At 69.5% G+C, this 11,878-nt stretch carries 10 protein-coding genes and 1 pseudogene; 2 read left to right on the forward strand and 9 right to left on the reverse strand.

The window, feature by feature from the left end:
• Window positions 1-17 precede the first annotated feature (17 nt).
• Window positions 18-1,565 carry a GMC family oxidoreductase gene (locus AC0QSG_RS13650; RefSeq protein ID WP_475375795.1) on the forward strand — a complete coding sequence of 516 codons (1,548 nt, stop codon included), beginning with the start codon at window positions 18-20 and terminating at the stop codon, window positions 1,563-1,565.
• Here the strand turns inward: AC0QSG_RS13650 and AC0QSG_RS13655 are convergent.
• The 4 genes from AC0QSG_RS13655 to AC0QSG_RS13670 form a co-directional block, all read right to left on the reverse strand.
• On the reverse strand, window positions 1,562-2,530 hold the full coding sequence (locus tag AC0QSG_RS13655; RefSeq protein ID WP_475375796.1) for an IS481 family transposase: 969 nt from the start codon (window positions 2,528-2,530) through the stop codon (window positions 1,562-1,564). The two genes, AC0QSG_RS13650 and AC0QSG_RS13655, sit on opposite strands and share 4 nt — an antisense overlap.
• A gap of 110 nt (window positions 2,531-2,640) precedes the next feature.
• Entirely contained in the window at window positions 2,641-3,681 is a 1,041-nt protein-coding gene (locus tag AC0QSG_RS13660; RefSeq protein ID WP_475375797.1) for a hemolysin family protein, read from the reverse strand.
• Entirely contained in the window at window positions 3,674-5,035 is a 1,362-nt protein-coding gene (locus AC0QSG_RS13665; RefSeq protein ID WP_435728232.1) for a hemolysin family protein, read from the reverse strand. Before AC0QSG_RS13665 ends, AC0QSG_RS13660 begins: the two co-directional genes overlap by 8 nt.
• Window positions 5,036-5,175: 140 nt before the next feature.
• Window positions 5,176-5,454 carry a hypothetical protein gene (locus AC0QSG_RS13670; protein WP_475375798.1) on the reverse strand — a complete coding sequence of 93 codons (279 nt, stop codon included), beginning with the start codon at window positions 5,452-5,454 and terminating at the stop codon, window positions 5,176-5,178.
• A gap of 201 nt (window positions 5,455-5,655) precedes the next feature.
• On the opposite strand from AC0QSG_RS13670, the gene AC0QSG_RS13675 reads away from it, so the two are divergent.
• Window positions 5,656-6,894, forward strand: a complete 1,239-nt coding sequence (locus AC0QSG_RS13675; RefSeq protein ID WP_475375799.1) for an acyl-CoA dehydrogenase family protein — start codon at window positions 5,656-5,658, stop codon at window positions 6,892-6,894.
• Window positions 6,895-6,955: 61 nt separating this feature from the next.
• Here the strand turns inward: AC0QSG_RS13675 and AC0QSG_RS13680 are convergent, their stop codons facing one another.
• The 5 genes and pseudogenes from AC0QSG_RS13680 to AC0QSG_RS13700 all read right to left on the reverse strand — a co-directional run bounded on the left by AC0QSG_RS13680 (window position 6,956) and on the right by AC0QSG_RS13700 (window position 11,851).
• The gene (locus tag AC0QSG_RS13680; RefSeq protein ID WP_475377317.1) at window positions 6,956-8,377 is read right to left on the reverse strand and encodes an aspartate ammonia-lyase; all 1,422 of its coding nucleotides are present in this window, start codon (window positions 8,375-8,377) and stop codon (window positions 6,956-6,958) included.
• Between the two features lie 66 nt (window positions 8,378-8,443).
• A pseudogene (locus tag AC0QSG_RS13685) lies at window positions 8,444-9,376 on the reverse strand (asparaginase); the annotation flags it as partial.
• Entirely contained in the window at window positions 9,373-10,080 is a 708-nt protein-coding gene (locus AC0QSG_RS13690; RefSeq protein ID WP_475375800.1) for a FadR/GntR family transcriptional regulator, read from the reverse strand. The gene AC0QSG_RS13690 and the pseudogene AC0QSG_RS13685, both read right to left, overlap by 4 nt.
• A 70-nt stretch (window positions 10,081-10,150) precedes the next feature.
• The gene (locus AC0QSG_RS13695; protein ID WP_475375801.1) at window positions 10,151-10,816 is read right to left on the reverse strand and encodes a dTMP kinase; all 666 of its coding nucleotides are present in this window, start codon (window positions 10,814-10,816) and stop codon (window positions 10,151-10,153) included.
• Between the two features lie 144 nt (window positions 10,817-10,960).
• Window positions 10,961-11,851: a matrixin family metalloprotease gene (locus AC0QSG_RS13700; protein WP_475375802.1), complete on the reverse strand. Its 891-nt coding sequence runs from the start codon at window positions 11,849-11,851 to the stop codon at window positions 10,961-10,963.
• Between the last annotated feature and the right edge of the window lie 27 nt (window positions 11,852-11,878).

Consider the following 11,878-nt stretch of genomic DNA (forward strand, 5'->3'; position numbering starts at 1 on the left):
CGCCCGAAAGGCCCACCATGAGCACGCAGGAAAACCAGGAATTCGACTACATCGTCGTCGGGGCCGGATCCTCCGGCAACGTCGTCGCCCGCCGGCTCGTCGACGCAGGGAAGCGCGTCGCCGTCCTCGAAGCCGGTGACCAGGACACCAATCCAAACATCGAGCACCTCTACAACCTCGGCGCCCTGTGGCACAGCCCGCAGGACTGGGACTACTTCACCACCGAGCAGGTCGGGGCCGCGGGCCGCCGCATCCACCTCCCGCGCGGCAAGGTGATGGGCGGATCGCACGCGTTGAACGCCACCATCTGGGTGCGCGGCGACCGCTGGGACTACGACGGCTGGGCCGAGGCCGGATGCGCCGGGTGGGCGTGGGAGGACGTGTTGCCCGTGTTCAAGGCCATCGAGAACTACGACGGCGGCGCCTCGGACACGCGTGGCGACGCCGGGCTGCTCGACGTCGTCAAGGATTTCCCGCGCAACCCGGTGCAGGAGGCGATGCTGGAAGGCGCCGTCGAGGTCGGGGTCAAGCTCAACGAGGACTACAACTCGGGCGACGTCGAGGGAGTGTCCCGCATGCAGCTCAACGTGCGGAACGGAAAGCGCTTCAACACGTGGCACGCCTATCTGAAGCCCGTCGCCGCCGAACCGAACCTGACGCTGCTGACCGGTGCCCACGTGCGCCGTCTGGTCCTCGAGGACGGGACGGTTGCCGGCGTCGAATTCGAGCACGACGGCGGAACCAGGACCGTGCGGGCCGCCGAAACGATCCTGTGCGCCGGGGCGATCAACTCCCCCGAGCTGCTGCTGCGCTCCGTCGTCGGGCCCGCGGACGAGCTGCGCGAGGCGGGCGTTGACCCGGTCCACGACCTGCCGGGCGTCGGCAAGAACCTGCACGACCACCTGCTCTCGCCGGTGATCTTCTCCACCGCGGAACCGGTGCCGGTGGGCGACGTGGCCCCGGCGGAGGTGCACCTGTTCTGGAAGAGCCGGCCCGGGCTTCCCGTCGCGGACACCCAGCCGATCTTCTTCTCCGTCCCCATGTACACGGAAGGGTACGGGCGGGGTCCGATGTCCGGCGCGGACGGCGGGTTCTCGATGCTGGGCGGGCTGGTGCGGCCGCAAAGCCGCGGCGAGATCACGCTGAGCGGGCCGAAGGCCTCCGATCCGATCCGGATCGACTTGGGCGCCCTCGCCGAGCAGGCCGACGTCGACGCGCTGGTGGCTTCGGTCCGGCAGTGCCGCGAGATCGGCCGGTCCGCCGCGCTGGAACCGTGGGGGCCAAGGGAGGTTTACCCAGGTCCGGACATCGACGACGGGGACCTCGAGACGTACATCCGCGAGTCCGTGGTGACCTACCACCACCAGGTGGGCACGTGCGCCATGGGCGTGGACGAGATGGCGGTGGTGGATCCCGCCACGCTGAAGGTGCACGGTCTGGAGGGCGTGCGCATCGCCGACGCCTCCATCATGCCGCTGGTCCCGACGGGCAACACGAACGCGCCGACCGTGATGATCGCCGAACGCGCCGCCGCGATGCTATTTGGCGCGCCCGCCGTCGGCTAGCTGTATTGACCACTGAGGTTGGGTACGCGGGACGCTGGTGGAAGTCCTCGTAGCGAAGTGTGGCCTCGGTGGTGATTGTAGTGGTGTTGCCAGGTTTCGAAAGCGGCAACGCGTTCGGTCTCCGAGGTGTAGGTGCGGGCGTAGGCCCATTCCTCGAGCATGGTGCGGTTGTAGCGTTCGACCTTGCCGTTGGTTTGGGGCCGGTAGGGACGGGTGCGCTTGTGCTTGATGTCCGGGCCCAGGGCGTCCCGGAAGGCGTGGGACCGGTAGCAGGATCCGTTGTCGGTCAGCACGCGCCGCACCTCGACGCCGCAGCTGTTGAAGTGGGCGTTGGCCCTTTCCCAGAACGCGGCAGCCGTCTCCTTTTTCTCGTCGCCGAGGATCTCGGTGTACGCCAGGCGGGAGTGGTCATCGACCGCGTTGTGCAGGTACGCGTAGCCGGGCCTGCGGTTGGCCGCGGTGCCGGTCTTGTTCCGCCGGCCCGCGGCCTTGCCCAGGGCCTTGTGGCCGCCGCCGTCGGGGATCCGGCCCAGCTTCTTGATGTCGACGTGGACCAGGTCCCCGGGGCGTTCGTGCTCGTAGCGGCGGATGTTCCGGCCCGTGGCGCGGTCCTGCCACTTCAGTTTGGAAAGCCCGTGGCGGGAGAGGACCTTGTGCACCGTCGAGGGATGCATCCCCAGTCGGTACCCGATGCGTGCCGGACCCCAGCGTCGGTTCGCGCGCATGGCGATGATCCTGCGCTCGCGGCGGACCGGGGTCCGGTGTCGGCAGCTCTCGGGCCGGCTGGAACGGTCGTCCATGCCCTCGGCGCCGAGCTCGCGGTAGCGACCTGCCCACCGGGCGGCGGTGGTGGCCGAGACCTGGAAGCGCTCTGCGGCCCGCCGCAGGGGCCAACCGTCCTCGACGATGGCTTGGGCCAGGGACAAGCGCCCCCTCGGCGCGAGACGTGCGTTAGCGTGGACCATGGAAGACCTCCTGTGGTGAGACGGACTCTGAATAAGCCCACACTCACCCGGAGGTCTTCCTTGGTTCAATCACCCACGCCGAGCGTTACCAACGTTCGTGGTCAATACAGCTAGCGGCTGGTGGCGTCCTGGACCTCTCCGACAAGCTCTTCGATGATGTCTTCGAGGAACAGGACGCCGGTGGTCTCGCCGGTGGAGTCGAACACGCGCGCCACGTGGGCGCCGGTCCGGCGCATGGTGGCCAGCGCGTCCTCGAGTTCCCCGTCCCGGAAGGCCGAGGCCAGGCGGCGGATGCGCTTGGCGGGCACCGCGCGGGCGAACTTCTCCGGCGTCGTGAGGTCCATGACGTCCTTGAGGTGCAGGTAGCCGGTGGGTTCGCCGTCGTCGTTCGTCAGGATGTAGCGCGAGAATCCGTGTTTGGAGACGGCCACCTGGATGTCCGCGGGCGTCGCCGTGGCGGGCAGCAGCACCATGTCGCGGATCGGCACCTCGACATCCGCCACCGACTTCGACGTGAACTCGAAGGCCGCCGTCAGGGTGCCGCTGGTGTCGCTGAGCATGCCGTCGCGCGTGGACTGTTCCACGATGTTCGCCACCTCGTCCAGCGTGTAGGCACTGGTGGCCTCGTCCTTGGGCTCCACCTTGAACAGGCGCAGGACGCCGTTCGCGATGCCGTTGAGGGACCAGATGACCGGCTTGAAAATCCGCGCCACGAGCACCAGCGGGGGAGCCAGCAGCAGGGCTGCCCGCGTCGGCACGGAGAAGGAGATGTTCTTCGGGACCATTTCGCCGAGGACCACGTGCAGGAAGGTCACCAGCAGCAGGGCGGTGGCGAACGCGATGATGCCGATGGCCTCGGCGGTCAGGGAGGTCAGGCCGAGCGGGATCTCCAGCAGGTGGTGGATCGCCGGTTCGGAGACGTTCAGGATCACCAGCGAGCAGACCGTGATGCCGAGTTGGCTGGTGGCCAGCATCAGGGTGGCGTGCTCCATGGCCCACAGGGTGGTCTTGGCGGCCTTGCTGCCGGCCTCCGCCTTCGGCTCGATCTGGGACCGGCGGGCCGAGATCACGGCGAACTCGGCGCCGACGAAGAACGCGTTCACGGCCAGGAGCACCACCAGCCAGATGATGCCGGGCAGGTATTCACTCATGGGTCTGGTCCTTCGTGAGGCTCTCGACTATTCGGTCGTGGGGACTCATGGGCGCGTCCCCGGATTCGGCGGGCATGTAGCGCAGCCGCTGGATGTGGTTTCCGGCGACGCGCTCCACGCGCAGGACGCCGGAGTCCACGGGGACCTCGTCCCCGAGTTCGGGCATGCGGTCGAGGGCGTCGGTGACGAACCCGGCCACCGTGTCGTATTCCTCGCCCTCGGGAACCACGACGCCGGTGCGGTCCCGGAGTTCGTCGGGCCGCAGCGAGGCGTCGAATGTCAGGGACTTTCCGGAGCGCACGACGCCGACGCGCGCGCGGTCGTGTTCGTCCTCGAGTTCGCCGACGATCTCCTCGACGAGGTCCTCCAGGGTGACGATTCCGGCCGTGCCGCCGTGTTCGTCGGAGACGATGGCCACCTGCAGGCCCTGCTTGCGCAGGAGCAGCAGCAGCGAGTCGACGCCCATCGATTCGGGAACGCGCAGCGGTTGCACCATGAGGTCCGCGGCGCAGACGGATCCGCGCCGGTCGAGGGCGACGGCGAACGCCTGCTTGACGTGGAGGACGCCGCGCACGTCGTCGCTGTCGCGTCCGATGACCGGGAAGCGCGAATACCCGGTGGCGGTGGCCAGCTCGATGACCTGCTCCGCCGTGTCGTCCAGTCCCACGGTGGACATCCGCACGCGGGGCGTCATCACGTCGTCGGCGCTGTGGTCGGAGAAGCGGAGCGTGCGGTGCAGGAGGGCGGCGTGGTCCAGGTCCAGCACGCCCTCGAGGGCGGACCGCCGGACGAGTGAGCTCAACTCCTCGGCGCTGCGGGCACCGGAGAGCTCCTCCTTGGGTTCGATCCCGAAGGAGCGGATGATTGCGTTTGCCGTGTTGTTGAAGAGCACGATGATCGGCTTGAACACGGCGGTGAAGGCCGACTGGAACGGAATCACGAGCTTGGCGGTGGCCAGCGGCAGCGCCAGCGCGAAGTTCTTGGGCACCAGTTCGCCGATGACCATGGAGAACACGGTGGCGATGAAGATGCCGACCACGGCGCCGATGCCCGGCACCACTGCGGCCGGGACCCCGGCGTCCTGCAGCGGTCCGCTCAGCAGGCTGCTGATGGCCGGTTCGAGCGTGTACCCGGTCAACAACGTGGTCAGCGTGATGCCGAGCTGCGCGCTGGAGAGGTGCGTCGAGGTGATCTTGAGGGCCTTGATGGTCGGTCCCAGACGTTTCTCGCCGCCGGATTCGCGGGCTTCGAGATCGTGGCGGTCCAGGTTCACCAGCGCGAACTCGGAGGCCACGAACAGGCCGGTGCCGACGGTCAGGATCAGGCCGACGCCGATCATGATCCACTCATACATGGGCTGGCCCCTCTCCCGTGGGGCGGGACAGGGGCAAAAGAGAAGGAGGGTCGTCCATAGTCCTTCAAGCGTACGGGAACGCCGCACGCCGCATCCCCGTGTTCGGTGTGGGCGAAACCCCGGCGACGGCTAGTGCTCGGTCAGTGCGCGGAACGGCGCCGGAACAGCCGGCGGACCCAGCCCTCGACGCCGAGGTGGCCCTGCAGTTCCTGCGGTCCGGCTGCCTCGTTCGGCAAGCGGCCGTCCTCGCCGTAGTAGATGTGCGCCGTTCCGGGCCCTGGGATTTGCGCGCCGGCGAGGTTCGGCATGCCGGGGCTGTCGGCCGAGCCGTGGAGTCCGTGCGGGCCGTGCCCCTGCATGTCGCGCAGCGGATTCTCGCTGGGATGACGCTGAGCGTTCATCGGGTTCAGGCGCTTCATTGCACTCACCGCTCCTTTGGATGCCGTGAGCCCATTTTAGGCCGTGATCGTCCGCGGGGGAACGGTGGCGACATGACGCTGGGTGACGGGGTGTGACGCCGGAACAACCCGCGTGACGCGCGAAAACCCCGCGTGACCACACACGGGCACGCAGCGGTGGCGGCCTCCTAGAGTCGGGACAACCAACCACCCGGAGGAATCATGACCACCACCTACGCCCACCAGAACCGGCTGGCTACCCTGTCCGCCCACTTCCGTCCGATTTTCGAGTCCATCGCCGCCGGATCCGCCGAGCGCGACCGCACCCAGGAGCTTCCCCGCGAGGCGATCAGGGAACTGGCCGCGGCCGGTTTCGGCGCCGTGCGCGTGCCGGAGTCCCATGGCGGGGCCGGCGTGGATCTGCCGGATCTGTTCGCGCTGCTCACCGAGCTGGCGGCGGCGGACCCGAACATCAGCCAGGCGCTGCGCGGGCACTTCGCATTCGTAGAGGACCGCCTCGCCGCCGCGCCGGGCCCGGCCCGCGACGCGTGGCTGGCGCGCTTCGCGGCCGGAGAGCTGGTGGGCAACTCGTGGACCGAGGTCGGCGCCGTCGAGATCGGCGACGTCCTCACCAAGGTCACCGCGGACGGCAACGGCGGATTCGTGGTCAACGGCACCAAGTACTATTCGACCGGCAGCATCTACGCCGACTGGATCGATACCTATGCCGAGCGCACTGACACCGGCGTCCGAGTCATCGCGGCGGTCAACGCCCACCAGCCCGGCGTGCGGATCGACGACGACTGGGACGGATTCGGCCAGCGCACCACCGGCACCGGCACCAGCACGTTCACCGACGCGGTGGTTCAGGAGGGGCACCTGATCGACTTCGACACGCGCTTCAAATACCAGACGGCGTTCTACCAGGCCGTGCTACTCACGGTTCTGGCCGGCGCGGCGCGGGCCGCGGAGCGCGACTTCGCCGCGGAACTCCTGGCGAGGAGGCGCACGTTCAGCCACGGGGCGGCCGAGCGCGCCAACGAGGATCCGCAGCTCTTGCAGGTCATCGGCGAGGTGTCCTCGGCGGCATTTGTGGCCGAGGGCGCGGTGCACCGCGTCGCCGTCGCGCTGCAGGGCGCCTATGAGGCGGCGCTCGGACGGCACGACGGGTCCGTGAACGAGGAGCAGGACGAGGCCGCGAACGACGACGCCGAACTCGGCTCCGCGCAGGCGCAGGTCGCATTGACGCCGCTGGTCACGTCCGCCGTCTCCCATGCCTTCGACGCGCTGGCGGCCTCGGCTACCAGCACCGCGAAGAACCTGGACCGCCACTGGCGGAATGCGCGCACCGCCGGCAACCACAACCCCTGGGTGTTCAAGGCGCGCCACATCGGAGAACACTCCGTCCACGGCACGCCGCTGCCGCGCGTCTGGGCCATCGGGGCCTCGAAGGGCAAGTAACGCGCCCCACCGGGGAGCACGACGGCCGTGGTAGACGGCGGGCGAGCCCCGCCGTCGTCCGCTATTGGGCGAGGTTCGCCAGGCGTTCGGGCTGCAGCAGTTCGGCGAGCTCGGCCTCGGTAAGCAGGCCGCGCTCCAGAACGAGCTCTGCGACGCCGCGGCCGGTGGTGAGGGCCTCGAGGGCTATCGAGGTGGACTCGCTGTAGCCCAGGCGCGGGTTCAGCGCCGTCACGAGCCCGATCGAGTTCTCCACGTTGCGGCGCAGGAACTCGGCGTTGGCCGTGATCCCGGTGACACAGCGGCGCGAGAGTGTCAGGCAGCCCGCCTCCAGGTGTCGCATGGAGGCGGAGAGGCTGTGCACGATGATCGGTTCGAACGCGTTGAGCTGCAGCTGTCCGCCCTCGGCCGCCATGGAGATGGTGACGTCGTTCCCGACCACCTGGTACGCGATCTGGTTGACCACTTCGGGGATCACGGGGTTCACCTTGCCCGGCATGATGGACGATCCCGACTGGACGGCCGGAAGGTTGATCTCGTTCAGCCCGGCGCGCGGGCCCGAGGACAGCAGGCGCAGGTCGTTGCAGATCTTGGAGAGCTTCAGGGCCACGCGCTTGAGGACGCCGGACAGGTGCACGAACGCGCCGACGTCCTGGGTGGCCTCGATGAGGTCCGGCGAAGTGGTGAGCGGGAGTCCGGTGATCTCGGCGAGGTACTTCCGCGCCGACTCCGCGTACCCGGGCGGGGCATTGAGGGCCGTGCCGATGGCGGTGGCGCCGAGGTTGATCTCGTGCACCAGCACCAACGATTCCGCCAGCCGGTCCCGGTCCTCGCGCATGGTGACGGCGTAGGTGCCGAACTCCTGGCCGAGCGTCATCGGAACCGCGTCCTGCAACTGCGTGCGGCCCATCTTCACCACGGTGCGGAACTCCACGGCCTTGGCCGCGAAGGCGGCCTCGAGCTCGGAGAGAGCAGCCAGAAGCGGGCGCGCGGCGAACGCGGTGGAGACGTTGACCGCCGTCGGATAGACGTCGTTGGTGGACTGGCTCAGGTTGACGTGGTCGTTGGGGTGGAGGTGCCGGTGGTCGCCGCGGGCGTGGCCGAGGAGTTCCAGCGCGCGGTTGGCGATGACTTCGTTGGCGTTCATGTTGGTGGACGTTCCGGCGCCGCCCTGCACGACGTCCACGACGAACTCGGCGTGCAACGCGCCGTCGATGATCTCCTGGCAGGCGGCGTCGATGGCCCCCGACCTCTCGGCGTCGAGCAGCCCCAGATCGCGGTTGGCGCGTGCGGCGGCCTGTTTCACCATGGCGAGGGCCCGGACGAGGTGCGGATTGGAGGCGAGCGTCTGGCCGGTGATCGGAAAGTTTTCCACGGCGCGGAGGCTGTGGATGCCCCAGTAGGCGTCGGCCGGGACCTCGCGGTAGCCGATGAGATCGTGCTCGGTGCGGGTGGGGATGCCGGTCGCGGCGTCGGGGGAAAGCAGATGCGTCAGCTGGCCGACGTTCTGTCCGCCCCCGGGCACCGGAACGCTGGTGAAGGTCGCCAGGGCGGCTTCCTCACCCAGGACGACCTCGGCGCTAGCGCCCGCGTCCGCACGCAGCGCCGCGAGGAGCGCCCCGGCGGCGACGGGCATGCGGGCGCGATCACCGCCGTCGGACACCTTGACCGCCACCGACGTTCCGTCGGGGAGCGCCGCGACCTGAATGCCCTCGAATCCGTCCTTGGCGACGAGCCCCGGGACGGCGCGCATCAGCGCCGTCACGTCCCGTCCCTCGCCGGCGACAAGGTCCGGGTGGGCGCGCATGGCCTCGGCGACGGCGTGTTCCGGCGTTCCGGCTGGGGCGGACGCGATACGCCCGAAGGCGCGCGCCATGCCGACGAGCGACACGGCGTGGACCGGGGTGCCGCAGCCGTCGGTGCCGACGCTTGCCGGCTCCTCGCCCGTCAGGTCGCGCACGGCGTCGGCCAGCAGTTCGGCGACCGGGTGGGCCGCGTCCAAGTACCCGGCGACCGGCCAGCCCCGCGCGGCGCACAGCGCGACGAGGGCGGCGTGTTTCCCGGAGCAGTTCTGGGCCAACCGGGTGGCGCCCCGACCCGAGCGGAGCGAGTCCGCGCGCTCGCCGACGCCGTAGGGAAGGTCGGTGCTGTTGGACAGCGCGTCCTCGTCCAAGCCGACGGCGGCCAGGGTCGAGAGGGCGACGTCCTGGTGCCGTGCGGATCCCGAGTGGCTGGCGGCCGCGAGCGCGAGTTGCTCCCGGGTCAGTTCGGCGCCGGCGCGCAGCATTCCGACGGCGAAAATCGGCTTGAGCGCCGAGCGGGGGTAGAAGGCGGCGGCGGGCTCGCCCCGGGAAATCAGGACGCGCCCGTGCGGATCGAGGACGACGACGGAACCGTAGTGGATGCTTTCTGTGAGGTCGCCGCGGGTCTGGACGGCGAGTGGCTCGTGTGCCGGGAGGGTGGCGGCGGCGGGATTGGGTTTCATCGGTGTCCGTTCCTGACGATGTCGGCGACGGCGCCCCGCACGGCGCCGAGGTGCGCCTCCATGGCGGATGCGGCGGCGGATACGTCTTGGTTCTCGATGGCTTCGAAGATGGTCTGGTGCTCGATGTCGGAGGTCTTCTGGCGTCCGGTGACCAGGTTAATGGTCTCCGACTGGTGGGACATGGCCTCCCGGATGTCGGCGACGATCCGCGCGAACACGCCGTTGCCGCTGGCGCGGGCGATGGCCGCGTGGAAGGCGGCGTCGAGCTCGACCCACGCCTCGCCGTCGTCCTCCGAGCGCATGGCCTCCATGAGACCGCGCAGTTCCGCGATGTCGTCGGCGGTTCGCCGTTGGGCCGCGAGCTCGGCGGCGGGGATCTCGATATGCGGGCGGGCCTCGACGAGGTCGCTGGCGGACAGGGATCCGAGCATCAGGTCGCGGCGCGGTCGGTCGGCGACCACGAACGTGCCGCGGCCGGTCTCCGTGCGGGTGAGACCGAGCGCGGCGCAAGAGCGCAGGGCCTCGCGGATGACGGAGCGGCTGACTCCATACTGTGCCGCGAGCGTTGCCTCGGAGCTCAGCTTGGAGCCGACGGCGAGGCGCCGGTCCTCTATGGCTCCGCGGAGTGCGCGGAAGACGGACTCCGCGGCACTGGTGCGATCGATGAGGGGCTGTCCGGCTGTCCAGCTGTCTGACAGGTTCATGCTCGAAACTATGGCAGGGAGTACGGGGTGGTGTCAATTGCGGACAGCTCCGCCCGCCCCGCCACACAGGCTACCGGGGGAGCGCGACCGCTTCGATGCGGCCCGCGACCTCGTCCGGCGAACCCGTGGCATCGACGAGGTGCCAACCGTGTTCAGCCGCAAGGGACAAGTAGTGGGTGCGCGCCGCGCTCAGGTAGGCGGGCGTCTCCGAGTCCTCGCCGCGGGCCAGGACCCTCGCGTGCCCGATTTCCGGAGGCACGTCCAGGAGTACGACGGCGTTTGGCCGCGGCAGGGCGCCGGCCAACCAACCCAGTGCCCGGCCGGATGGCAGTCCGCGGACCCGGCGGAGGACCAACTGGCAGACGAGATGCCGATCCATCACGCTGGTGCCACCGAACGCCAGTGCGCGGAGGTGCGCCGCGACGACGTTCGCCGTGCGGACCACGGTCTCAAACCTGTCCGCGGGCGGCGGCGGGACGGCAAGGCCCAGCGTCTCTGCCCGGCGCGAGAGCCAGCGGCGCCCGCCCGGGTTGCGGAGCAGTTGGGCTGGTCGACCGGCTGCTTGTTCACGGGCCACGAGCGCCCGCGCCGCCGTGGTCTTGCCTGCGCCGTCGATGCCGACCACGACGATCGTCCGGCGTGTGGCGGGGCCTGAACGTGCGGCTCGACGTGTGCCATCGCTGCCGGCACCGTCGGCGGCGTGCAGTGTGGTGTCCAAGATGTCCGAGGTGGACACGCAGATCCTCCCGATCCGTTGGTGACGTCTACTTGGTGTCAACGAACGGGAAGCCGGGATCCATGCCGACTGCGCATGTGGGTTTGCTGTGAAGATGCATGATGCCGGCTGTCGGGACGGTGCCACGGGTCGGCACCTGGGGCGCTAGATCTGCGGAACGCACTCCCCGGTGCCGAGCAGGGCCAGACCCGCGAGGTCGCCTTCGGCAAGCGTCGACGTCCCGCCCGGTCCGACATACATGAGTTGTGAGGGATCGTTGACGTGGTCGAGTCCCACCACGTGTCCGAGTTCGTGGATGATGATGCCGCGAACGGCAGCGGCGCCGTTCGGCCATCCCATCATTTCGGCCAAGACCGGTGCGTCGAGCGCGACCTGCCCGGCCACAAGCACCAGGGGGCCGCCAGTCGCGCCCGCGTAGGAGCTTCCACCGAGACCGGCGGTGTCGCCCGCCAGCATCGGAACTTCCGCCGGCGTCGCCCACGCTATGAGCACGGGCGCCCACCTCTTCCCGTACCGATCGGGCTGGTACTTCTCCCGCTTGTCGGTGAACGGCTCGGTCGTGGCGCCGTCGTGGACGAATTGCAGGCCGGTGGCCGCGGAGATCTCCGCGACCGCCTCGTGGATCAACCGTTCGCCGCCAGCGGGTGCGTTGTCGGGGCGAATGACGTAGTGGATCGGCCGGCATGGATCGTAGGCCGCGAAGGGCTGCGAGTCTCCGGGCGTGGGCTGCAGCGCGTACGACGACGACGCGGCGACGGAAGGCGGTTGGCCCAGCGGGGAGTCGGCGGCCTCGACGCCCCGGGGCGGGATGTCGGCACCGGGAAGATAGGGCTCGGCGAAGGGGACGACGTGACGCTGCAACAGTCCGGGTCCGAACACGAGAAACGCCACGAAGGCGAGGACCAGGAAGGTTTTCACCGAACCGATGCTCCGAGAGTCGCCGGAGCCGACGCCGCCGGAACCGGAACCGCGCCGTTTGTTCCGGCTGCCCCGCTTGCGGTCGCGACCGTGCCTGCGGTGGTCACGGATATCCACGACCGAGCCGTTGCCTGCGGAATCCGG

The sequence above is a fragment of the Arthrobacter sp. LT660 genome (assembly GCF_056172845.1).

Coding starts and splice junctions, on each gene's coding strand:
- AC0QSG_RS13655 (WP_475375796.1), bottom strand. CDS start 2,530: ATGGTCCACGCTAACGCACGTCTCGCGCCGAGGGGGCGCTTGTCCCTG.
- AC0QSG_RS13660 (WP_475375797.1), bottom strand. CDS start 3,681: ATGAGTGAATACCTGCCCGGCATCATCTGGCTGGTGGTGCTCCTGGCC.
- AC0QSG_RS13670 (WP_475375798.1), bottom strand. CDS start 5,454: ATGAAGCGCCTGAACCCGATGAACGCTCAGCGTCATCCCAGCGAGAAT.
- AC0QSG_RS13690 (WP_475375800.1), bottom strand. CDS start 10,080: ATGAACCTGTCAGACAGCTGGACAGCCGGACAGCCCCTCATCGATCGC.
- AC0QSG_RS13665 (WP_435728232.1), bottom strand. CDS start 5,035: ATGTATGAGTGGATCATGATCGGCGTCGGCCTGATCCTGACCGTCGGC.
- AC0QSG_RS13650 (WP_475375795.1), top strand. CDS start 18: ATGAGCACGCAGGAAAACCAGGAATTCGACTACATCGTCGTCGGGGCC.
- AC0QSG_RS13675 (WP_475375799.1), top strand. CDS start 5,656: ATGACCACCACCTACGCCCACCAGAACCGGCTGGCTACCCTGTCCGCC.